The organism is Undibacterium sp. GW821-FHT07F11 (assembly GCF_059418665.1).
The window spans coordinates 412,748-436,458 of sequence record NZ_JBWKQH010000004.1 but is presented as its reverse complement, the minus strand read 5'-3'; the positions used below and the strand labels follow the sequence as shown (position 1 = coordinate 436,458).

Genomic DNA, 23,711 nt, shown 5'->3' with positions numbered 1-23,711 from the left:
AGGCAATGCATTCTGCAAGGCAATAGAAAAAACTGCTGAACATAGTAAAATTGCGTCATACCTCCTTACCGGAAATTTGCATGTCCAAGAAAAACGAACTTACCCTGCTGATGGCAAAAGTTCTTTTAAAACTCACTTCCGAATCCCCGCAAGCCTGGGATCAGTCGTATTGCCGTTTTTTGGCGCAGGATAAAACCCAGCCCAGCTTCGAGTTCGTGATCCGGTGGGGCAGGACCATCTATGCCTTGCCAGTGCCGCCTGAATACACAGATTTGCTGGCACCGCTGATGCAATCCCTGTTTGATGAAATGCAGGCAGAGACTACACACAGACCCGTCCTCGCTGTTCTCACCGTCGATGCTGCCAAGACCTATAAACTCAAGCTTGAGTACCACAATCCATCAGCCCATGAGATCAACCCGCTGGCACTTGGGACTGCCGCTTCGTATTTTGCAAATGATGAGATTGATGTGCCGCCACGCACGCAGGCATAGCCCTTTTTTTCAAACATCGCCGTAATGTAGGGCGGATTGTAATCCGCCGTATGAGATCGTCACATCCCAGGGAAGATGCCAGCGCCGTGCACTACGCACGCATGCGGCGCATTACAATGCACCTCCCGTTACGGCTACGATTATCCTTTTACCACCATCGCGGTGAAGTTTGAAATCTGCTAAATTATTGCCATGCCTAATTACCGACGCGCCTGGCATCCAGGCGGTACTTATTTTTTTACTGTCAATTTGCTGCAACGCTCCGGCAATGATTTGCTTGTTCGTCATATTTCAGAATTGCGTGAAGCTGTGCGTGTCGTCCGCCTGCAATATCCGTTTCACATCCATGCCTGGGTAGTTTTACCGGATCATCTACATTGCGTTATTGAATTGCCGGAAGAGGATATTGATTTCGCATTGCGCTGGCGTCTGATTAAAAGTTACTTTTCCAAATCCCTGCCAAAAACCGAATGGTTGTCAGATATCCGAACAAGTCGCAAAGAACGCGGCATCTGGCAAAGGCGCTACTGGGAACATCTGATACGTGATGAAGCAGATTTTGCAGCTCATATGGATTATGTACACATCAATCCACAAAAACATGGCTTGGTCAGGAAAGTGTCAGATTGGCCGTATTCGACTTTTCATCAACTGGTAGAACAAGGCATATATCCAGCTAATTGGGCAGGAGGGGAAGAGGTATTTTTGGGTTATGAAGATTAATGCCGTCACGATAAGGTTCAAAATCTACTAATTTTCTCCATGTCAAACTATCGAGACGCCTTAATCATCGCCGCAATGTAGGGCGGATTGTAATCCGCCGTATGAGATCGTCACATCCCAGGGAAGATGCCAGCGTCGTGCACTACGCACGCATGCGGCGCATTACAATGCACCTCCCGTTACGGCTACGATTATCCTTTTACGACCATCGCGGTGAAGTTAAAAATCTGCCAATTTCTCCATGTCAGACTACCGAGACGCCTTAATCATCGCCGTAATGTAGGGCGGATTGTAATCCGCCGTATGAGATCGTCACATCCCGGGGAAAATACTTGTACGGGGCACCACGTACACATGCGGCGCATTGCAATGCGCCTTACGACTATCCATTTTCCATCATCACGGCACTTCAGACTATCCCACAAATAAAACACGGCTTGCATATTACAAGCCGTAACAAGGAGGATTTTTATCAGCGTTAAAAAATGGGCAAAACCAGTTGACCAATTTCCTGCGCCGTCCTCGGCCAGACAGGGATTGCCCATAAAACGGTACGAGATCAGTTCCTCATATTGAGTCCCACCATGATTCTGCGTCCGGCATAGGCATAATCATTCAGGCTGGGTATGCCATTGGCAAACGCGGCATATTGCCCCTGGCTGCTGCTGGTCGTTGCCAGACCCAGATTGCGGGCTTCGGCAAAAATCTCCAAACCATTCTTGAAGCGATAGGCGATCTTGGCGTCGATATAAGCCGTGGCATCCCTGAAGTTGGGTGAGCCGGGGTTATAAGGCACGCGGTAAAAACCACCAGCATCATTCGGGTAAGTGTAAGTCGTAGCGATATTATTGCCGCAACCTGCAATGCAGGTGAAGTAACTGGCGCGCGCCTGATAGGCAATCCGTGCACTTAAGGCGCCATCGTCATACCAGATCGAGGCATTGGTTGTATAGCTGGATTCCAAAGTCGGTGGCAGCGAATCACCAGTGAGCAGGTCACGTACCGTCACAGAGTCGGAGGATTTCAATTTTGAATAATTGAAGTCAATACCGGTATATTTGAAGTACCAGGGCAAGAAGGTGAAGGCCATCTTGCCGCCAATTTCTATACCTTTGCGCGTAGTAGCAGGACCATTTTCCCAGGTTGAATAACCAAACTCAAAGTCAGACAATTTCTTGCCGGTGACAGGGTCAACATCATTGGAGCCAGCAAACAGCGCGACATTGGATTTGCCAACTGCAATGGCTGGCCCCACCTTGCCGGTCTGCCTGAAAGTGCCTATGCTGAACATGGTATCTTTGTTGGGATACCATTCTGCGCTCAGGTTCTGGTTGATATTCGATTGCGCCTTCAGATTAGGATTACCCATGGTGCCGCTACAACCCATATCGGCACCACTGCCATCGGTATCGACCAGACCTGCCCTGCGTTCATCATAAGTACAGGTGCCGGATGGCAGCAGGCGTGAGATAGGCGGCCTGGCGACGGTCTTGGCGTGGCTGTAGCGCAAGATGAATTTTTCTGGTATCACCCACAAACCGACATTGGAAATTGGCAAAATGTCTGTGGTATTGCTGTCGAGTGAAGTATTCTTCATCAGGGTGCTGCTTTGTACACCGGCTGCAGCATTAGGATTGAGAGGATCGAAGGCGGTAGTCTTGGTGATCGATGTAAAGAACATCTGCCCGGTCGCATGAATTTCGGTATTGACATAGCGCACACCGATATTGCCCGTCAGTTCCATGCCGAAGGGCAGCTCATCCTTGTCAAACTCGACCATGAAATAACCAGCCTTGGTTTTCTCGCTATTCAGACTGACGGGCTGGGCATACACTTTGCCATCGCTGCCTACACATGACTTCATGCAATTGAAATTCATGTTAGGCACACCCAACAGGTCGAATGCCTTGGCCACATCTATCTGGCTCCAGCCATTGATCAGGCTGGCCGGACGATCAGGCAAGCCTGCCATGAATTGAGACGACGCTGGCATCATGGATTGTGCGAGCACATTCTGGAACTGCGCCTGTGTCAGTGTCGTGGTGCCATACAGGGTATTCGACAAATTGGTGTTTGCTACGTAACCGTAATTACATGGCGCGCCACCGGCGCCCAGTGAGCCTGGTGTATTTTCACAACCAACAAAACTGCCACGCAGATTATTGGTCGGCATCACGACCGGCGGGATATAACCGGCGGCACCAAAAGTACCGACTGCAGATTTAATCGTCGCACCGCCGCCGCCCCACTGTGCAGCATTGGCATCACGCAGATTGAAACCTGTCTTCACCAGGGTCAGCCAGGGCAATTTGTCAGTCAGGTTATAGCTCAGGTCGAGCTTGGCTGTTTTCTCGCCAGTTTCAATCAGCTTGGGTGAATACGAAATTTGCGGGGCCTGCGTCAGCATGGGTTGCTGGGCAATGGTATAGGCGGGCGTTGCCGGGTTATTGATTGTCGCAGCAACCGCTGCACGGGCACTGGTCGCAAGATTGACAGCGGAATACTGCGCAGGATTAGCCTGGTCAAACGTGGAATTGGCAGGGAAAGCATAAGTCCACAAACCATTTGGCAACACGCTCAGGGTAGCCTCGCCGTATGGAGTAGACCAGCTGGTGCGCTTGTCGGCACGAGAAAAATCGGACCTGCCATCGGCAATAAAAAACTCTGCCTTGAAACGGTCTTTTTTGTAGGTGCCACCACCTTGCAGGTAAGTCGATTTGGTTTCCATCGTGTTCTGGATCTGGTCGGTACTTGCCGAGCCATCCGTGATGGTGAACTTGGTCACGTGATGATTCGCATCCATCACCACGGAACCGGGTACTACGTTAGCTGTTGCCCCCATGGCAGGATCTAGCCCGGTACGGCTACTGATATTGTCGTACACATAGTAGCCAGAGCCTGGCACGGCAGTACGCACGCCAGTGGCTGAGTCAACAAAGCTGGTACCGCGAAAAGCAGGTGAGATCACGTCAGTGGAATTGATACGCACACCACCCAGGCCATAGGTCAGGAAATTGTCTTGCACCTTGCGTGAGTTGCCACTGCCTTTCACATACACGGTGAGATCATCATTGACCTTGAAGTCAAAACGCAGGTCAAAGGATTTGCGGTCTTCTTTCTGGCGCTTTTCTATGAAACGCACCAGTGAAGGTGTGTAATCATTCCATTGATTGAGACAGGTTTCCAGCTCGGAAGTACGCTGTGAAATAGCGGCGTTTCTGGCTGTCGTGCCATTCACGGCAGCGGACTGTACGCTGGTCAGTGCCGGGAAAGCTGCATAACAATCCGCCTTGGTTTTGGCAGCGGCAGACTTGCTGACCAGGCTCAGCGGTGTTTCTGAATTAAAGACACCACCGGCTGTCAATGGCGATGCGACGATGGGCGCAGTTGCCGTGGGGTCACTGGTGGATACGGTGCTGGGGTTAAAGGTAAAGGTCTTGTTAGGCGAATTGTCAAAATCCAGTGAGCGCGCATAACCCGCCAGACCTGAGGTGGTAGGCTGGAAAGAATGGCCATCATTGGTGACCTTGCCCGCAGAGACATTCAACAAGACACCCAGGCGGTTATCCAGAAATTTATTCGCCAGCACCAGATTCATGTCTGGCGTCCATTCCTTGTTGATGGAATTTTGCGTTCCTGCCAGGCGCAGGGAAATATAAGGTTTGGCAAAATCCAGGCCGGTGCGGGTAGTGATGATGATGCCACCGCCCAGCGCGCCCTCAGTCATGTCAGCCGTCGAGCCCTTGACCACATCGACGCTCTTGATCAGGTCGGACGACAGTTGGCGAAATTCTACCGCACGCCCAAAGCCACCGCCATTCATGTCAGAACCACCGGCAGATTGCACTGACTGCCCGTCTATCTCTACCCTGGTCAGGTCCGGCCCATTACCGCGCACGGTGACACTGACACCTTCGCCAAAGTCGCCACGGTCGAGTGAAATGCCGGATATGCGGGAAATCGCTTCACCTATATTCCTGTCGGGAAAGGCACCGACATCTTCAGCCACGATGGAATCCTTGGCGGTAGCTGCATGTTTTTTTCTGTCAATGGCAGATTGTTGTGAGGCCCGCGTACCGACCACCACGATGGTGGAAAGGTCTTCGTCCTTGCCACTCGTTTTTGTTGCAGGTTTATCGACAGCAGTTGATTCTGCGGGCTTAGTAACATGGTTGCTGGCTGGCTTGGTATCTTGCGCCAAGGCGAAATCATGCGCCATCATGGATGTCAAAGCCAGTGCAATGGCATAACTCAGGCGTTTGAGTTTCAAGCCTTCATGTGCTGCAATACCTGTCTCGCCCAACTCACGCGACAAGTCCTGCCCCCTATTATTTAGGCATCGTTGGTTCATGCTGTCTCCTGATTGTTTTTATTAGTTTTATAGGTGACCTTGCTGTGCAGGTCACTTTTATTGCACCCAATGCTGAATGCTTGTATTGATATTATTTGATTTGCAAATTTGATTTATATAGATTTTCTCGCTAAACGTATGTTGTTTTCATATAGCTTGCGCAGGCAGGATTTGCCGGAACTTGTTCCATTGTGAAAAATGAATGCGCTGCTTTCATAGTGCATAATAGGGATACAGGCAGCCTGATCTGTCGACTCTGACCTAAGCCATGCACAAGAAATTACTGATATTGGATCTGGATGAAACCCTCATCTTCGCGACAAAAAAACAACTCGCACATGAAGCTGATTTTTGCTTCTTTTCGTATCACGTCTACCTGCGTCCGCATGTACGCGAATTTATTGCATTCTGTCTTGAACATTTTGATTGTGCCGTCTGGACATCGGCATCAGAAAGCTATGCTGCCGTCATCGTCAAGCATCTGTTTGGTGAAGACCCGCCCTTGAAGTTTGTCTGGGCAAGGCAACGCTGCACGCGTGTGTTTGATCCTGAATACCAGGATTTTGAATGGGTCAAGGACTTGAATAAAGTCAGGCGACGTGGCTACATGCTTGAGCAAGTCATCATGCTGGACGACACACCCAAGAAGCTGCGCCGCAACTATGGCAACCTGATGCGCATGAATATGTTTGAAGGTGATGTCAGCGATAGAGAACTAAAGCTTGCCATGGCTTATCTGAAGGAATTGAAGCAGGCGGAGAATATCCGCGCCATAGAAAAACGCGGCTGGCGAACACGGTTTGTGGAAGGTGATGGGAATACCATCTCAGGATAGCAAAGGCAATCATCATCGCAGTGATGTAGGGCGGATTGTAATCCGCCGCATGAGATCATCGCAATCCTTGGGAAAACACCCGCGCCGTGCACCACGCACACATGCGGCGCATTACTATGCGCCTCCAGTTACGTCTGCGACGACGGCTATCCATTTACCATTATCATGGTAAATCGCAAGAAAAGTTTAGGGCACTATCGTCGTAAACAAATACACCGCAAAGATCACGCAATGGATGGTGCCCTGCATGATGGTGGTTCGTCCCGTTCCCAAAGACAGTGAAGTAATCATCAGCGACAACAACAGCAGCACCATCGATTTTGCATCAAGGCCCAAATTCAATGACCAACCCGTCGTCAGCGAGATCACCGCTACTACCGGTATGGTCAAGCCTATGCTGGCAAGGGCAGAACCCAGCGCCAGGTTGATACTGGTTTGCAGACGGTTGGCACGGGCAGCACGAAAGGCGGCGACACCTTCCGGCAACAAGACCACCATGGCGATAATAATACCGACCAGAGCTTGCGGTGCCCCAGCGGCAGCAACTGTGCTTTCCAGTGTCGGTGCCAGGGATTTGGCCAACAACACTACCGCACCAAGGCACAGCATGAGCAGGCCGGTACTGGCCCAGGCCACGCCATTGCTGGGCGGCTCTGCGTGTGCTTCTTCATCACCAGTGGACACTGCCGGCAAAAAATAATCACGGTGACGCACGGTTTGCACCAATACAAAGGTGCCATATAAAACCAGGGAGACGATAGCAATAAAAGCGAGTTGACTGGCGCTGTACACCGGCCCCTGCGCAGTCGAGGTGAAGTTGGGTAAGACCAGGGTCAGTATTGCCAGCGCCGCCAGTGTCGCCAGCGAAGTACTGGCTCCGCGCAGGCTGAAGCTTTGCTCCTTGTGCAGGCTGGCACCAGCCAGCAGGCACAGGCCTATGATGCCATTTAAAATAATCATGATGGCGGCAAATACGGTATCGCGCGCCAGGCCAGCCGTCACCTCGCCCCCCGCCAGCATCAGCGAGACGATCAGCGCGACTTCTATCAGAGTCACCGCCAGCGCCAGCAAGAGTGTGCCAAAGGGTTCACCAATTTTATGCGCCACGACTTCGGCATGATAGACGGCAGTGAGTACACCACCAAACAAGGCAATAGTCAGCAAGATAGCGTAGAGGGAGTTGCTGATCAGGATGCCACCACCCAGGATAATCCAGGCGGCGAAGGGGATGATGATGGACCAGCGTGGCAAGGTGTTGGATATGGTCATGCTCGTTCCCGTCAATGAATGATTTACTGGCAGTCTAACCCAGGTTTGACCGTATCTGCTTCGCCATAACGTGTTTGCACTACACGCATATTCTGTCCTGCCGGGCGCAAGATCAGCATATGACTGAAGCTGCTTTCGCAAAATTCTTTCATGGCTGGCGCACCCAAGGCAGTCGCAATAGCAGGAACAGTATTGCCATGCCCTACCACCAGCACAGTGCCGCTACTGGCACGCACGGCATCAGCCACCTCCTTGACATGTTCAGCGCCACGCTTGGCAGATAGGACCTGTGGTGTGATGCCTTTGGCCTGCGCCAGTGGCTGCGCCGTTTCGCGCGTGCGTTTGAATTGCGTGGTGTAGATACTGCTGACCCCCGCATTCTGCAATGCCAGCGCCAATGCCTGCGCCCTTGCCTGCCCTGCTTCTGACAAGCTTGGATCAGCCGGATTGTCAGTCGATTTTTCTGCATGGCGCACCAGGATGATGAGTTCAGGCTCAGCCTGGGCCATCATGGGGAATAGCATCGTGCAGCAGGCAGAAATGATAATCAGGAATTTTTGCATATAAGTTTCATGGATAAAAAAGGCTCACGGTCGGTACATGATTCAGTGCATGCATGCATGCATGCATGAGGATTTTACTACGTCATCATGTTATGCTTGCATATCTGTTTTGCAGGAGCATCTTCATGACATTACTTGGTAGCATTGCCGTATTGACGAGTGTCTTAGGCATCATATCGTGCTGAACTTGCGAACGGCTATGCGCCCTGCATGGGTCAAAATAATGAAAGTGCTAGTTACCATTCCCTGTATCATGCTGGCTTTTTTAGCGCTGGTATCTTTTTCCAGCAGACATTCCCTGTTTTCCTGGATGTGTGTAGCCATGATCGTGTTACCTATCGTAATCTGGCGCACCAGCAAGTTCAAATTAACTGCCACAATTTTTTTACTTGCAGGCATACTGCTGGCAATCAGTCCTGTTGATTTCGTTTATGAATCTGGAAAAACTGGCGTGCATCTGCTTCCCACCAGTTCAGGCATAGCAACACTCACAGGCACCGTAGGCTATGGCTGTATAGCCAGGAATATCCCGCCTTGGGCTCTGGTGTTTTCTTTTTGATCAGTCAACTGGCATTTTCTGAAAGACAGCTATTATCCCCATCACCGCCACCACAGTTTGCGCTACGCTTGCTGCATCATTTCCCAGCACAGCCCACAAGTCTGCACTCACGAACGCTGGCTTGCTAATTTGAGCGTATGCTTCGCGAGCACAGCCGCCTGAACGTGCCACGGGAATGACGGTAGCGCCGTTCGCCAACGCGATCTGCACTTCATCTGCGGTGGCTGGTCCACCTTCGATGACAATATACACAGATGCCATGCGCGCCAGCACGGCGCGGCGCTCTTGCATATCTTTACCGGCATACAAAGTCTGACCATAATCCCATGCAGCCATACCTTGCGGCAGAACGTGGAACACTTGCGCTGGCAACTGCAATTGCTGGCGATGCAGGTGAAAGCTACGGCCACAGGCTTCTCCTATGCCACTGACGCCGCCCGTAAGCAGCACTATCTCTGGCAAGGCAGCCAGCGCCTGCCCCAACATCTGACAAGTCTGCTCACTGTCTGTATGCCAGAACGAGGTACTACCGATGACAGCGACACGCATGCCTTGTGGCAGCTTGCTAAGCAAGTTTTGTAGCGTTTGGTCTGTTTCACTTTGCATGAAAATACTTTCTTATTTGAGTTCTCTCAACAGATAACTTTGGCTTTTGGCTCAACACTTTTCTGGCATATAGACGAGCGTTTAAAGAATCAGGCGAAGCCGGAAAGTATCAGACTCACCAAAAATAAACAAGAATCCGTCATCAGATCATCTGTCTTTCCTGCATAGATGCAGGTAAATCGAGCAAACAGAATCTTGCCATCTACTTGTAAGATATGCGATGCTCTTGCTTTCTCCTGTCTGTGCAGCCTTAGCAAGGCCAGTATCACTAGAACTCATTTCATAAATAGGATGAGTGCAAACAAGACGATTTGGGATGCAGTGCAAGGCGTGACCTTTGCTAAGGCTTCTGCCTTAGCGAGGGAGGGGTGACGCACTACGCACTGCAATGCGGCCAAATCGTCAGTTCCCGGAGGATTTTCCTCATAACGTGTGCTGGACTGCGTTGGACTCGTTATCAATAGGCAAAGCTATTGACTGCCTCGTCCATAGTTTTACCATTGGCCGGCCCACGTTATGAGGCAAACGCATCTCAACCTATTTATGAAATGAGTTCTAATGATCAAACTCACGCGCCTTACCAATCTCTTGTTGATAATAATGCTGGGGCTGGTCGCGCTGTTGCAGGTCGTGGGTATATCCTCTCACAAGCTGGTCACATTTTTTCCAGCCTGGCCTGGCTTGTTGATGCTGCTGTCGGTGTATCTGGTTCCATGGTGCGCGCTGAGTAATGATGCCTCACTGCGCTTGCTGCGTATTGCCAGAGGTTATACGACATTCACGTTGATGTTCTCCATCATTGTTCCGGTTTGTCTCACATTGAATGCCAATGTCACCCATATGCCCGACATTTTGATGACAATCTTGCTGGCAGGCTTGCCAGGCTTGCTGAGCCTCAATGCGCTGAATAAAAAGCTGGCACGAGATCATGTATCTTCCGGGGCTGTTCTGGCTGCAGAGCCCGGCCAATTAGATTCACGTAATTACTTCATGGCACACTGGCGCGGCCAGCTATCCCTGGGCAAATCATTTTGGCTCAATGGAGTAGGTATAGGTAATCTGCTGGCAGTACTGCTGGTCTCGGGATTGGCCAAATTGATTGAAGCAAGCGACGTCAGTTTGCGCATGCTGGCTGGTATGAGCATAATGATCTTTGCGCTTGCCGCCCTGATATGGCTGTGGGCCATTACAGGCATCTTACGTTCGGCCAGCAAACATACTGCGCGTGGCGGTTCTGGATTGGTCGCCGGTTTGACGATATTGCTGGCATTGTCCAACATCCTGGGAGTGTTGCTGAAAGCGTCGTCATCCTATGTACCGCAAATGAAAGAGTTTGCCATGCTGGCGACGGGTCATGACAATATGAAGCGTGTCGGGATCAGTGGCGGGGCCAAAGGCGATGTATTGAATTTGCGGGGCACCATAGGTGAAGGCAGCATGGCAAATTTTGTTGAAGCCCTTGAAAGAAATCCACGAGTCAAAACCATCTCATTGAACTCACCCGGCGGACGCTTGCGCGAAGCCCAGCAAATAGCCAGACTGCTCAAATCACGCCAACTCAATACCTATGTCGAAGGTGAATGCAGCAGTGCTTGCACTTATGTTTTTCTGGCAGGCAAGGATCGCGCTGCCACACCCAATGCGCATATAGGTTTTCATCAACCCAGCTTTCCTGGTATCGGTGGGGCGGAGCTGGCAATTGCCACCGACAATATGGCGAAGCATTATCGTGCCGCAAATTTACCGGAAGATTTCATCCAGATCGCCATCAACACCAAGGCGGAGGGTATGTGGTATCCCAGCCGAGAAGACATGGTCAAGGCGAGAGTAATTACCCGCGTCTCGCTGGGCGGTGAGGCCAATGAATCGTTTGACATGCAGTCACGTGAGGAAGTCTTTAAAGACTTGAGTAGCAGTACAGTCTGGCGCAATTACGAACGGCGTGCACCTGGCAAAATTGATCAAATCACTGACCTGATCTGGAACATGAAACTTGCAGGTAAAGATTCGCAAACGATACAGGATGCCGTCAAACTGGCATCCAAAGATGTCTATTTGCTAGCCCTCAAAAGCGCGCCAGATGACTTACTGGACGAGTATGCGCAATTACTCTCTGAACAGCTGGAAGCCGCCAGACAACTCGGCCCGCAGGCCTGCGCCCAATTAATCAAGGGCACGCTGAGTACACAACGCACCATGCCAGATAATCTGATCAAGCGCGATAGTGCCTTGCTGGGAAAAATAATGGCAAGTGAGCCACGCAGCCGCAGCTACACCATGGCATCAAAAGAATTTGCCAGGAGCGCAAAAAAACTGCAAGACCTGATGAGCCCGCTGCAACGGCAAGTCACCGCCAATCTGGAGGCCTATGCAAACCAGCCCATCTTGCAATGCGAAGGGGTCATTGGTCTGTACAGAAATATCCTGCGCATGCAAGATGCTGACAGGCATATCATTTTGAGTGCCTTGATGCAGGCGAAGTGAGGAAATCTAAACTGTAGCAGTATCCTGTAGGGTGCGTTATATCGCACCGTCCCCGTAATCAACAAGGATGAGGTATCACGCGTCATTGATGATTCTTGGAACTCATTCATGTTGATTACATGAACCCAATAACGTTTGGACATTGATACCTCACAATATTGCGCGCCCAAACGGTGCGTTATAACGCACCCTACACAGTGAAACGTGTGTACTCCTCCTCTGCCAGCCCTGTACGCCACCGGGCTATCGTGGCAGACTTCCCGCTTCAGAGCTACAATGGCGGCAGCCATCGCCAAATCTTAGAACTCATCCAGGAGCAGGTGTAAATGAAAACCGATACTACCGTCGCGCAAAGAACAGAACGCGATACCTTTGGCGAGATCACCGTCCCCGCAGACGCCTTATGGGGCGCGCAAACGCAGCGTTCGCTGCATCACTTTGCCATCTCTACAGAAACCATGCCGCCAGAACTGATGCTGGCACTGGCACGCGTCAAGCGCAGCAGTGCGCAGGTCAATAGCGACCTGGGCCTGCTCGACAGCAAGGTGGCAGAAGCGATTGCCCAGGCGGTTGAAGAAGTGCTGTCAGGCACGCATGCAACAGAATTCCCTCTGTCGGTATGGCAAACCGGTTCTGGCACGCAAAGCAATATGAACATGAATGAAGTGCTGGCCAACCGCGCCTCTGAATTTTTGGGTGGCACACGTGGCATGAGCCGCGTCGTGCATCCGAATGACCATGTCAACATGGGCCAGTCATCAAATGATGTCTTCCCCACCGCCATGCATGTGGCTGCCAGCATCGCGGTCATTAGCCATGTACTGCCATCGCTCGCCAGATTGCGTGCCACGCTCGATGCCAAGGCCAAAGAATTTGCTGACATCATCAAGATAGGCCGCACCCATTTGCAGGATGCCACACCGCTGACACTGGGCCAGGAAATATCCGGCTGGGTCGCACAACTCGATTATGCAGAACGCGCCATACGCCACACTCAGCCCGCCCTGCAAGAGCTGGCCATCGGCGGCACTGCAGTTGGCACCGGCCTCAACACCCATGCAGATTTTGGCAAGCTGGTAGCCGCCAGCCTGACGCTCGATACCGGCATCGCCTTTGAAGCTGCCCCCAACCGCTTTGCTGCGCTGGCCGGGCATGATGCCATGGTCAGCAGCCATGGCGCGCTCAAGACCCTGGCAACTGCCTTGATGAAGATCGCCAATGACATACGCTGGCTGGCATCCGGCCCACGTTCTGGTCTAGGTGAATTACAGATACCTGAAAACGAACCGGGTTCATCCATCATGCCAGGCAAGGTCAACCCCACCCAGTGTGAAGCGGTGACCATGCTATGTTGCCAGGTCATGGGTAATGATGTGGCACTCAGCATAGGTGGTGCATCCGGCAATTTTGAATTGAATGTCTTCAAGCCTCTGATCGTCCACAACTTCCTGCAAAGCTGCCGCCTGCTGGCTGACGGCATGGCCAGCCTGGAAGAACATTGCGCCCGTGGCATGCAGGCCAACCGCCCGCGTATCAAGGAATTGCTCGACAATTCGCTGATGCTGGTAACCGCGCTCAACCCTTACATAGGTTATGACCGCGCCGCTGCCATTGCCAAGCATGCGCATGGCAATGGCACGACCCTGCGTGAAGCAGCGCTGGCCCTGGGTTACGTGACTGCGGAAGAATTTGATGGCTGGGTCAGGCCTGAGGATATGGTGTAATTTTTTACGAGCGCACGGGACTCAAAATCCCATGCCTGCTTTTGTAGGGTGCACCGCGCGCACCGCATTGATCTATGTGTGCTGGTGCACACGGCGCGCCCTACCTCCCCCAACACAAAAAACATAGAACGGAAACCGCATGTCCGAACAACTCAAACTCGTCATCCTGATACAAACCAAACCTGGCCGAGCTGCTGAACAGATCGCCGCCTTCACCAGGCTGGCACCGCTGGTGCGTGCTGAAGCAGGTTGCCTGCAATATGAGATGCATCCTGTCGCTGGCGATGAAGATAAATTCGTCCTCATTGAAACCTGGACATCCAAAGCAGCGCTGGATGCGCATGACGCCATGCCTTATATGATAGAAGCCGATGCCAACAGCCCGAATTTTCGCGCAGGGCCAGCGACTGTGCTGTTTTTAGGGCCTGTCATCGCGTAGTAAAGCAGTTGGAGTAAGGTGCGCACTGATGCACCAGGCGCACCAGGCGCGATGCATCCCGCCCTGCCACTTAATTCCGGCCATTTAATATTGCTCACACCAAAAGTCCCCCATGATGAAACCGTCTTACACAAAAGCCCTGCGCTGTGGCTTGCTGAGCCTGGCAATCGCCGGTTGCTCGTCCACGCATTTGCAAACTGGCAGCACTGATAATTATCGCCCCGTCATCCTGGTATCGATAGATGGTTTCAAGCCTGAATACCTGACACGCGGTGTGACCCCTGCCTTGAACGCACTGGCTGCAGAAGGTGTACGTACTGAGGCCATGCGCCCGTCCTTTCCATCGATCACCTTCCCCAATCATTACACGCTGGTGACAGGTTTGCGCCCTGATCATCACGGCATCGTCGGCAACACCATGGAAGACAGCAATATCCCTGGTGTGCGCTTCAAGCTCAGCAATAAAGAAGCCGTGCTCGACAGGCGCTGGTGGGATCAGGCTGAACCAGTCTGGGTCACCGCAGAAAAAAATAAAGTAAAAACCGCCATCATGTTCTGGCCCGGCTCAGAAGCAGCCATACACGGTGTGCGCCCCACTGAATACCGGACCTTTGATGACAAGCTGCCGCCCGCAGCGCGGGTAGACACCATGCTGGGCTGGCTGGATAAACCTGCCGCAGAGCGCCCTGGTTTTTTGACTGTGTATTTCGACCAGGTAGACCATGCAGGCCATGATTTTGGGCCTGATACCAAAGAAGTCACCGATGCTGCTGCAGGTGTGGATGCTGCCATTGCCCGCCTGATGGATGGTTTGCGCGCACGTAATATCAAGGCCAATGTCGTTATCGTCTCTGACCATGGCATGGCCGCCACCAGCCCTGAGCGGACTATATTGCTCGACCAGATTGCCGACCCGGCCAGCTATGAAGTCATCAACTATGGCAGCTACGCAGGTATCAATCCCAAGGCCGGGCAAGAGGAGGTAGTATCCAAAGCACTGCTGAAAACCCATGAACACATGCAATGCTGGAAAAAAGAAAACATACCGGAGCGTTTTCATTTCGGGCAAAACGCCCGCGTACAACGCTTCGTCTGCTCCGCTAATGTAGGCTGGCTGGTGGTGCCGGATGCCAAGGTCGCCGCCAAGGCAAACAAGGGTTCGCACGGTTACGATAATTTATCCAGGGAAATGCAGGCCCTGTTCATCGCCAATGGCCCGGCCTTCAAGAAGGCAAGCGTATTGCCACCGTTTGACAATGTGAATGTGTATCCGCTGCTGATGAAGCTGATCAAGGTACCGGCCCTGGCATCAGATGGAAATATAGATGCAACCAAGGCGGCGCTGGCTGAATAAGCTTCAAGCCAAATGCCCGGTTACCTGATCAGTCGATACCGGGCAATCTGGCATATACAATCCATGTCAGCCCGTTTATCTTTTCCCCATCGAGGGCGCATTACAGTGCCCCTCGCCTCTCTATTATCCGTATAAAACAGGGCAAAACAGCATCTGTCACTATCTGTCACTGGTTGCGCCATCACCGGCAGCAAATGTCCGCCAGAGTATTTCGCTTCTCGCACTGACAAGCGCTGGCAGCACCTGTCAGTTCATCAGTCAATTCAAATAAATCTTGCCAAATGTCTCATTAATGCAAATTTGACAAAACACTTTTCCATCAACTATTATCATATAGTAAATTCAAATTATTAATTTATTTGACTTCTGTCGCCGCCGCAAACAGAGGGAAACTTTCAATTGAACAACATGGTATTTGCAGGCTGGCTTTGTTCAGGCGTGGTCAGCAAGGTAAGCCTGTAACCATGTCCTGTCCATCTGTTTGCAAACAGGATGCAGCCCTTCCTTCACAGGCAAGGCACGTACCGCTTCCGGCCTCAGCTTTGGTTTTGATTCGTCTTTAGCATTACCTGCAGCCAGCATCATCTGCCGCAGGATAACCGGGGATTGCCCGCAGGCGATCTCTCTTGTGGTCCATGTTTCAATGCATTAACTCGATGCACTCATTCACTTCTTGTTGAGGAGAACTGCAATATGAATACGCAATTGGCTTTTGCTTACCGTGATGCCTGCAGGGGGCAAGCATGATATTTCTACAACTATCTCCCATCACCAGTGTGGCGCAGGCGCAGGCCATGCTGGAAACCGCGATCAATGTTGAATTTGGTACGCTGCCACCTTATCTGTATGCGCAACTGACGATACTGCCTGGTACCAATGCACCAGCCATGGCACGCCTGCAGTCGATCACACATCAGGAAATGATCCATCTCTGCCTGGCAGCGAATATTCTGAACGCGCTGGGTGGCAGCCCCAAGCTGCAGCCGCCCAAGTATCCCGGCCCGCTACCTGGTGATATCGGCCATGACGGCAAGGTGCTGACCCTGCACATACTGCCGTTTGGCAAACCTGCCATGCAGCAAGGCATGAACATAGAAATGCCGGTAGACCCGATTGAATTCCCGCAGATGAAACTGGCTGCCTCGCCAACCAAGGCAGTGACCATAGGGCAGTTTTATGAAGCACTGGACGCTTACTTGAAAACCCTGCCTGCCACGGCCTGGCAGGCAAACCGCAATCAGATTGATGACAAACAATTCTTCCCTGGCCAATTGTTTGCGGTGAACAATTATGCCGATGCGCACAAGGCGATACAGGTCATCGTCTCAGAAGGTGAAGGTGCCAGTACCAGCCCGCTGGACTTCAGCAATGAGCTTGCTCACTTCTACCGCTTTGAAGAAATCTATCGTAACCAGGTGTTGACTGCCAGTGATTCGCCGCAAGGGTTTTCCTGGGGTGGGCCGCTGGGTGTGGACTATAGCAAGGTCTACCCGGCGATTGTCGACCCGCAATTGCACGATTTTTCCAAAGAACCAGCCGCCGCCAGACTGGCGCAAGACGCCTGCACCAAGGCCTACAGCGCCATGGTCGATGCATTGAACCTGGCTTTGAATGGCGACTTGGCACAACTGGGCATTGCAGTGCGCAAGATGTTTGACTTGCGCATGGCTGCCGTCGAGGCTTTGCACACGCCCCTGAACGACAAGCACAAAGTCGCCGGGCCAGCCTTCATCTACAAAAAAATCTGAATCGGGAGAGAACAGCATGAGTATCCTGCAAACGCCGCGCATCCATTTCAAGGGGCAAATTTCCTGGGACCCCATCGTCACCAATAACTACAAGAGATTTTATGACGAGAACACTTCCCAGACCGTCATGACACCGACCGAGACCATGCAGCAATTTCGCCAGAGTGCGATTGAATCCGTTAAAACCGGAGCTGGTGGTGGCAACTGGAACCCGCATGGCACCCACCGTGTGCAATTTTTCAATACCGCCGTCTCCAGCGTTGACCTGGGCAAAGGCCCGGTAACGACAGACAAGCTGGTTGGTGCCCCCGCCAGGCTCAGCGCCATGCTGATAGACCTGGAACCCTATGGCGCCTGCACTTCGCAATTATTCTTTGACGGTATCAGCTTTGGCATAGACGGTGGCTGCCGTGTTGCCGCGCCATGCAACCAGCGCTTTACGGCGCGCTATATCAACTTCCAGCGCAATGCAGAAGGCATCATTGCCGGTATCGCCTCGGTCAACTGGCAAACCTCTTTCTCAAAGCATGGCTTGCAGATTGATGTCCACAAGAGTGAAGCCCTGGCAGCCTTGCACCATGCACTGCAAGACAGCGATGCGCAAGGCATCGTCGTCAGCTTCAATGCCTACTGTACTGTTTATTTTGATGACCCCAGCCTGGCTACTGCAGGTGCACCGGCCACGACGGCACAATTCCAGCTGTTGCGTGACAAACTGATCAAGGGCGGCTTCCAGCCCAACCCCGCCCGCAGCCAGGTAGTGGGCACCATCGGCGTCTGGCGCAGAGATGAACCCATGCATGAGCCAGGCGATCGCGCACTGCTGCCAGTTGACGGCGCCAAAACCTTCGTCGCTGCCGCCCACGCACGCCAGGGCAAAGGCATCATGACTGTGGACCTGTCCAATAGCGTCAGCGAAACCGGTATGGACCTGAAGAAAGAAGATCTGGGCACATTGCAGCTCTTCCTCACCGGCAAGACAAATCCGATTGCCAGCATCAACTATGACAAATATGACCGTGCTGCCTATGAGGCAGGAGCAGGCATTGTCACTTTCGACATCAGCAAGACCAACCCGGCTGACATAGAAAAAGGCCAGCTCGAATTGCATAGTTCCAAATTTGGATTGCTGTTGCAGGAAAGTGTATTGCGCATGATCCCGCAGACACCCAACCTGTATCTGGACCAGGGGCCGGCGGGCAATGTCAAGTTCCAGCTCTATGCGCGCGGCAAGCCCCTGCATCAGGCCAGCGATGTCACCCTGTTCCAGATGTCGGCCAGCGGCGGCCAGGTCACTGGCACGCAAAACCTGAAAACCGATGCGCAAGGGGTGCTAAATGTCACTGCCAGTGCCACCAAGGGCACGGTCTATGCGTATGTGCCAGTGCCGGCAAAAAACGCACCCGCACCCACACAGGGGTTGGATACCCAGGCTAATACCTATGCCTATGTACGCGTACGCCAGGCAGACACCAGCATCGCAGCCATGCCCCCGACCTGGGCCAATGTCTATAAATACGTACTGATCAACTGGAATGCCATGGCCCCCTGCATGGACAACTGGCTGGACCTGGCCAACCCTGCGCAGGTGCATCAATACGCCAACATCCTGCGCCGCCTGACCGCACCTGCCGCATTTGAAACCTATCTGTTCATGCCAGTGACACGCGACATGACAGCAGGCCAGCGCAGCTTGCTATACAAGTTTCTGAACAAACCTTTGACAGCACTCACAGCGGCAGAACAAGCCGACCTGGCAGAAAAAGTACCCGCCATGGCATTCAAAGCAGCGCAGGCACCTGAGGCAGCCGATGCAGAAGAAGCCGCAGCCCTGCCACACTTCGCCCAGCTCAGCCGCTCTTTAAGGAATCCGAACAACGAGTAAACAAAAAGGGTGTGGATAGAAACCGCCTTATCCACACCCTTTCATACCTTTCCACACCCTTGCTGCACACTGTCATGTACAGCCAGCGACATTAACTAGTTTGCAGAAGTTTGTTTGCTGATCTGGTTATCATTACCAGAACTCTGCACTTGCGGTTTTTGTCCGAGCAAAGCTTGCGCCCATCTGACCTGATTGTCATTGCCCACGACCTGCACTTTACCCAGTTGTTCTACCGTGACTTGGTTTTCGTTACCATTCACATTCACTTGCGGGCAAGCCCCAACAAGACTAATTTGATTACCATTGCCCTGTATGCTCACTGGCTGCCCATTACACTGCGTACTCGTGCTCATATCATTACCAACGATGCGCCCACCATCTGCGCGTGCGACTGGCTTGCCACCGGTCTTGCCCTGCGTCGCATTCACGCTCCCACCCGGTGCCTTGACATTCACGTTCGCATTGGAACCGGTATCCTGGTTCGCCTTGACGCTGATACCCGGCAAATTGACCGACACATCACCCGCATAAGCGCTAGTGCCTGCCAACAATAAGACTGCCAATAAATGCTTTTGAATTTTCATCATCCTGCCTTTATTTATCATAAAATTTGATCAACCAATTTTGCTCTGCCATACGTACCACTAATATTCGCTACTATTCACTACCATTCGTGACTATTGCGAATACTCACTTTGCAGAGGAAACGGATTCAGGCCCTGCAGCGAAACATCGTCACTGCATATATTCAACCCGAACAAGGCAGGATGCTACCATAATGACAATAGCACCCTTAAAAACCAGGCATGAAGCTCAGGCCGCAGCAAGCGCAATGCCATTGCCTGCCGCAAATGCCTGCAAACCATCACCCGCCAGGCGATAACGCACCCACTCATCCTGCGGCTGCGCACCTATCGATAAATAAAATTGTATCGCCGGTTCATTCCAGTCCAGCACACTCCACTCCAGACGGCCACAGCCACTTTCAACCGCCACCTGCGCCAGATGCCGCAACAGCGCCTTGCCAGCACCACTGCCACGATGGCTGGGCGAGATATACAAGTCTTCCAGATACATGCCCTTGCGCCCCAGCCAGGTTGAATAGCTGAGAAAGTAAACCGCATAGCCAACCGGCTGCCCATCTACACTGCAAATCAAACCACGTGCCGGGCTGTCAGCCGCAAACAGGCTTTGCCTGACATCATCCACACTGGCAATGACTTCATGCTCGGCCCTTTCGTAAATGGCCAGCTCGGTGATATAGGCATGGATCAGGGCTGCATCTTCGGGTTGGGCCGGGCGGATTTGTATGCTCATGGTATTCCTTTAAAACACATTATTTGCCACATCCTAACAAGCCAGCCTACAATGCGGCAAGTGCAATTACTTCAGACTATCATGCAGAGTATGCATCTTGATTTACGCAAGCTTGATCTTAATCTCTTGCTGGTATTTAACGCCCTGTATCAACAGCGCTCAGTCACGGCCGCCGCGCATGAGCTGGCGCTCAGCCCCTCTGCCCTCAGCCATGCACTGGCCAGACTGCGCCAGGCCCTGGGTGATGAATTATTTGTGCGGCTGGACAACCAGATGCAGCCGACATTGCGCGCAGACCAGATCGCCGCCCCCATCAGTGCCGCGCTGACACAATTGTCGACGGGGCTCAGCCTCAGGCAACGTTTTGACCCGGCCACCAGCCAGCGCAACTTCGTCATCTCCGCCAGCGACTATACCGCCTTCGCCATCTTGCCGCGCCTGATCAGCAGGCTGCAACAAGTCGCACCCCAGATCACCCTGCGCATCATCAACACCAGCCAAAAACTGGCCATCGCCGAACTGGCCGCAGGCCATATCGACTTCGCCCTCGGCTACGATGAAGAACGCACACCCCTGCCCCCAGGCCTGGAAGAATTTGACTGGCTGCAAGACGACTACGTCGCCATCGCCAGCCAACAACACCCGCTCATCAAACGCAAGCTGACATTAAAAACCTATTTGCAAGCTCGCCATGTCGTCGTCACCCCCTGGAACGAAAGCCGCGGCGTCATCGACTATGTACTTGACGGATTGACCCTGCAAAGACAAGTCGCAGTGCAACTACCCAATGTGCTGGTCGCCCCCTTCATCATCGCCAGCAGCGAACTCATCATGACCCTGCCCCGTCATGCTGCAAAGACCCTGGCACAAGCTGCAGGCATCGCCATCTACCCGGCGCCCTTTGCGATACCGCCCTATACTTTGAAGGTCTATAGCCATAGCAAATACGCGCGCAGCGATGCACACTTGTGGTTGCGGGGGTTGATGATGGAGGTGGCGGCAGATGCTGGATAGTTGATTTGGCCTGCGCACAGATCATTTTCAATCATCGCCGTGATGTAGGGCGCAATATATTGCGCCCTACGATCATCCTTTTGTCAGAATCGCCATGATCGAGAAATCAAATGCAAGCTTGTATTTGATACTGCAAAAGTACCGGTACATTACTCTGCCTTCTTACCCAACACCGTAAGCGCATGTTGCCACGCCGCCGCATATCCTGGCACCGCATGCGACACTCCTGCACGCAAGCTCGCATCAGCCGCCGCCAATTCAACTGCCTGCCGACTGTCTTTGCCCTGCAACACAGGCTGGGCATCGGCCAGCGCCATCAGTAGCTCTACCGTCAACTTGTCCAGCGCCGGGCGAATTTTTGTTTTCAGGTCAGGTGGATTACTAAACGGGACTTGTGACTTGCTCACCCACTCAGCAAACAAAGCCGTCTGTATCATCTTTCCCGCCACAATCTGCACAGCAAAAAAATCCTGCACCTGCTTGGGCTCAAGGCCATATTGAGGTGCCTGCTGCGCCAGCCCGTCCAGTATCTGTTGCTCGCGCACGGGGTCATCAATCGCTGCTTTGGCATTCCATTTATACATGGCCACGTCTTGCGCCAGGTTCAGGCGTTGCTGCATCAGGCTGAGCAAGCGAAGCAATCGAGGGTCGCTGGCATTCTGTGCCTGGGCGGGAAGTGACAGCGAAAATGCGGCGCATGCCAAAGTCACAAACAGCAAGTATTGCAGGATGGTTTTTTGGACAGCATGCTGTGATACAGCAGTAAAAGAACGAGATGTCATTAGAACTTATTTCATAAAATATATACCGACATTGTAATGCCACTGGCTTTTTTGCAGAGATCAAGGCAGGTCTGCATTCCACGCCATGCAATCTGCAAGCCAGTGCTGGTGAAAAAATACTTGACCACGACTCCGCTGCTAATACATCATCATTCATTACACTCCTTGTACATCAAGCCTTGCAGAATGCGCCAGGCTACAGAACGTGTGATTGCCAGCTTAACTCAGAATATATGGAGTACGCGCATGAAAGTGAAAATCGCCTATATAGAAGAAGCACCTTTCTACTGGACGGGTGAAGATGGTACCGTAAGGGGCGCAGACATAGAACTGGCCGAAACCATACTCCATGCAATCGGTGTCTCGGACATAGAATATCAACTGGTACCGTTCGCAGAACTTATACCCGGCCTGCAAGCAGCCCGCTGGGACATGAATGTACCTATTTTCGTGACAGCCGAACGTGCAAAGCAGGTCGCATTCAGCCTGCCAGTATGGTCGCTGGGCGATGGCTTTGTAGTGCATCGCGGTAATCCCAAAATGCTTACCAGTTACGAGGCCGTGGCAGCACAAAGCGATGCACTACTCGGCATCATCCCTGGGCAGGTACAATTTGATTCAGCAAAATCAGCAGGCATTGCCGATAAGCAGATCGTCATGTTCAAAAACCAGCCCGATGCCGTTGCAGCGCTACTGGCAGGAAAGATAGACGCGTTCGCAGCCACGGCAGTTGGTAACCGCGCCATCGCCTGGGACAACCATGAGCTGGAAGCAGTCGCCCACGAAATAAGTAAAGATAGCAAAGCACCTGTCGGCGCTTTCTCGTTCAACAAAAACAATCATGAACTTTTGCATGCCGTGAATGAGCAACTTCGTCAGTACCTCGGCTCTGCCGATGATCTTGCGCGTATGGAAAAGTATGGCCTCACGTAGGCGACGAGTGATGGTGCAAACGTAGGAAAAAGTAACAGGCCAGGCAGGGTGAATGGTCCATCGCTTGATTAATCCTTGTAATGATATGCCCACGATTGCACGTCGCCAATCGCATCCATTTACTCACTCACGGAATCAAGCTAAATTTAATGCTACCACCAGAACCCGGCGCAAACCCAAGAGCCAGATATTGTATTCCATGGCTCAATTTTTTAGCTTTGGCGGTTTCTGTGTAACCCGCAGGAAGACTTCCATAGCGCACCAGTTCTACATCTAAAGCACTTCCTGGTGGCAATTCAAAAGCCCATAGTGGATGCTCATAGTCCCAGCTATCTGATTTTTTCTGCACGATCATAAAGTGATTCAATTGAACAACCGTCGTTTTCCATCTTTCTACGGCCAGCATTGGCTTTGAAAATTTGAATGAGGGTGTTTCGGTATTTAATTCAGATGGAATAATTTCAAACTTATATGAGCATCCGACTGCACACAATAAAATGAGCAGGCAAGATATAAAAAGGAAATTTTTCTTCGTTGGGAATTCAGGCATGATCTTTACTATAGTGCGTGTGGTGCGTTACAACGCACTCTACTGGCTGATTGGATGTGCAGCATCTGCCCATCACTTGGA

Annotated in this window: 21 protein-coding genes; 12 read left to right on the top strand and 9 right to left on the bottom strand. The window is 52.1% G+C overall.

The genetic code is table 11. The annotated features are described in order from the left end of the window. The first annotated feature begins 80 nt into the window (after positions 1–80). Both AC07OI_RS12475 and AC07OI_RS12470 read left to right on the top strand, forming a co-directional pair. On the top strand, positions 81–494 hold the full coding sequence (locus tag AC07OI_RS12475) for a hypothetical protein (protein ID WP_495257448.1): 414 nt from the start codon (positions 81–83) through the stop codon (positions 492–494). A gap of 192 nt (positions 495–686) precedes the next feature. Beyond that, complete coding sequence (locus tag AC07OI_RS12470) at positions 687–1,217, top strand: REP-associated tyrosine transposase (RefSeq protein ID WP_495257447.1); 531 nt, start codon at positions 687–689, stop codon at positions 1,215–1,217. A 559-nt stretch (positions 1,218–1,776) separates the two neighbouring features. On the opposite strand, the gene AC07OI_RS12465 is transcribed toward AC07OI_RS12470, so the two are convergent. Beyond that, a complete protein-coding gene (locus tag AC07OI_RS12465) occupies positions 1,777–5,568 on the bottom strand; it encodes a TonB-dependent receptor (RefSeq protein ID WP_495257446.1) in 3,792 nt (1,263 codons plus the stop codon). A 268-nt stretch (positions 5,569–5,836) separates the two neighbouring features. Here AC07OI_RS12465 and AC07OI_RS12460 point away from each other — a divergent pair, with 268 nt between their 5' ends. Continuing rightward, positions 5,837–6,403, top strand: a complete 567-nt coding sequence (locus AC07OI_RS12460; protein ID WP_495257445.1) for an NIF family HAD-type phosphatase — start codon at positions 5,837–5,839, stop codon at positions 6,401–6,403. A gap of 186 nt (positions 6,404–6,589) precedes the next feature. Here AC07OI_RS12460 and AC07OI_RS12455 read toward each other — a convergent pair whose 3' ends face one another. The 3 genes from AC07OI_RS12455 to AC07OI_RS12445 form a co-directional block, all read right to left on the bottom strand. Continuing rightward, positions 6,590–7,672: a calcium:cation antiporter gene (locus AC07OI_RS12455; protein ID WP_495257444.1), complete on the bottom strand. Its 1,083-nt coding sequence runs from the start codon at positions 7,670–7,672 to the stop codon at positions 6,590–6,592. 23 nt (positions 7,673–7,695) lie between these two features. Next, a complete protein-coding gene (locus AC07OI_RS12450; protein WP_495257443.1) occupies positions 7,696–8,235 on the bottom strand; it encodes a histidine phosphatase family protein in 540 nt (179 codons plus the stop codon). A 171-nt stretch (positions 8,236–8,406) separates the two neighbouring features. Further along, positions 8,407–8,559: a hypothetical protein gene (locus tag AC07OI_RS12445; RefSeq protein WP_495257442.1), complete on the bottom strand. Its 153-nt coding sequence runs from the start codon at positions 8,557–8,559 to the stop codon at positions 8,407–8,409. A 4-nt stretch (positions 8,560–8,563) separates the two neighbouring features. Between AC07OI_RS12445 and AC07OI_RS12440 the strand changes: the two genes are divergently transcribed. Beyond that, positions 8,564–8,794 carry a hypothetical protein gene (locus tag AC07OI_RS12440; protein WP_495257441.1) on the top strand — a complete coding sequence of 77 codons (231 nt, stop codon included), beginning with the start codon at positions 8,564–8,566 and terminating at the stop codon, positions 8,792–8,794. Here AC07OI_RS12440 and AC07OI_RS12435 read toward each other — a convergent pair whose 3' ends face one another. Further along, positions 8,795–9,400, bottom strand: coding sequence for an SLOG cluster 4 domain-containing protein (locus tag AC07OI_RS12435; RefSeq protein ID WP_495257440.1), 606 nt, complete (start codon positions 9,398–9,400; stop codon positions 8,795–8,797). Between the two features lie 558 nt (positions 9,401–9,958). On the opposite strand from AC07OI_RS12435, the gene AC07OI_RS12430 reads away from it, so the two are divergent. The 6 genes from AC07OI_RS12430 (at position 9,959) to AC07OI_RS12405 (ending at position 19,034) form a co-directional block, all read left to right on the top strand. Next, entirely contained in the window at positions 9,959–11,884 is a 1,926-nt protein-coding gene (locus AC07OI_RS12430) for a COG3904 family protein (RefSeq protein ID WP_495257439.1), read from the top strand. 326 nt (positions 11,885–12,210) lie between these two features. Then, positions 12,211–13,608 carry a class II fumarate hydratase gene (gene fumC, locus AC07OI_RS12425; protein WP_495257438.1) on the top strand — a complete coding sequence of 466 codons (1,398 nt, stop codon included), beginning with the start codon at positions 12,211–12,213 and terminating at the stop codon, positions 13,606–13,608. A 139-nt stretch (positions 13,609–13,747) separates the two neighbouring features. Continuing rightward, positions 13,748–14,047 (top strand): putative quinol monooxygenase, encoded by a 300-nt coding sequence (locus AC07OI_RS12420; protein ID WP_492701767.1) that lies wholly within the window; start codon positions 13,748–13,750, stop codon positions 14,045–14,047. A 112-nt stretch (positions 14,048–14,159) separates the two neighbouring features. Then, positions 14,160–15,401 carry an alkaline phosphatase family protein gene (locus tag AC07OI_RS12415; protein ID WP_495257437.1) on the top strand — a complete coding sequence of 414 codons (1,242 nt, stop codon included), beginning with the start codon at positions 14,160–14,162 and terminating at the stop codon, positions 15,399–15,401. A gap of 743 nt (positions 15,402–16,144) precedes the next feature. Beyond that, on the top strand, positions 16,145–17,149 hold the full coding sequence (locus AC07OI_RS12410) for a ferritin-like domain-containing protein (protein ID WP_492701773.1): 1,005 nt from the start codon (positions 16,145–16,147) through the stop codon (positions 17,147–17,149). Between the two features lie 16 nt (positions 17,150–17,165). Next, positions 17,166–19,034: a hypothetical protein gene (locus AC07OI_RS12405; protein ID WP_495257436.1), complete on the top strand. Its 1,869-nt coding sequence runs from the start codon at positions 17,166–17,168 to the stop codon at positions 19,032–19,034. Between the two features lie 95 nt (positions 19,035–19,129). Here AC07OI_RS12405 and AC07OI_RS12400 read toward each other — a convergent pair whose 3' ends face one another. Next, positions 19,130–19,621, bottom strand: coding sequence for a DUF3060 domain-containing protein (locus AC07OI_RS12400; RefSeq protein WP_492701777.1), 492 nt, complete (start codon positions 19,619–19,621; stop codon positions 19,130–19,132). A gap of 226 nt (positions 19,622–19,847) precedes the next feature. Further along, positions 19,848–20,351, bottom strand: a complete 504-nt coding sequence (locus AC07OI_RS12395; protein ID WP_495257435.1) for a GNAT family N-acetyltransferase — start codon at positions 20,349–20,351, stop codon at positions 19,848–19,850. Between the two features lie 90 nt (positions 20,352–20,441). Here AC07OI_RS12395 and AC07OI_RS12390 point away from each other — a divergent pair, with 90 nt between their 5' ends. Further along, the gene (locus AC07OI_RS12390; RefSeq protein ID WP_495257582.1) at positions 20,442–21,365 is read left to right on the top strand and encodes a LysR family transcriptional regulator; all 924 of its coding nucleotides are present in this window, start codon (positions 20,442–20,444) and stop codon (positions 21,363–21,365) included. Between the two features lie 149 nt (positions 21,366–21,514). Here the strand turns inward: AC07OI_RS12390 and aroQ are convergent, their stop codons facing one another. Further along, the gene (gene aroQ / locus AC07OI_RS12385; protein WP_495257434.1) at positions 21,515–22,147 is read right to left on the bottom strand and encodes a gamma subclass chorismate mutase AroQ; all 633 of its coding nucleotides are present in this window, start codon (positions 22,145–22,147) and stop codon (positions 21,515–21,517) included. Positions 22,148–22,393: 246 nt separating this feature from the next. Here aroQ and AC07OI_RS12380 point away from each other — a divergent pair, with 246 nt between their 5' ends. Continuing rightward, positions 22,394–23,080 (top strand): transporter substrate-binding domain-containing protein, encoded by a 687-nt coding sequence (locus AC07OI_RS12380; protein ID WP_495257433.1) that lies wholly within the window; start codon positions 22,394–22,396, stop codon positions 23,078–23,080. Between the two features lie 127 nt (positions 23,081–23,207). Here the strand turns inward: AC07OI_RS12380 and AC07OI_RS12375 are convergent, their stop codons facing one another. Beyond that, positions 23,208–23,630, bottom strand: coding sequence for a hypothetical protein (locus tag AC07OI_RS12375; RefSeq protein ID WP_495257432.1), 423 nt, complete (start codon positions 23,628–23,630; stop codon positions 23,208–23,210). Positions 23,631–23,711: the final 81 nt, after the last annotated feature.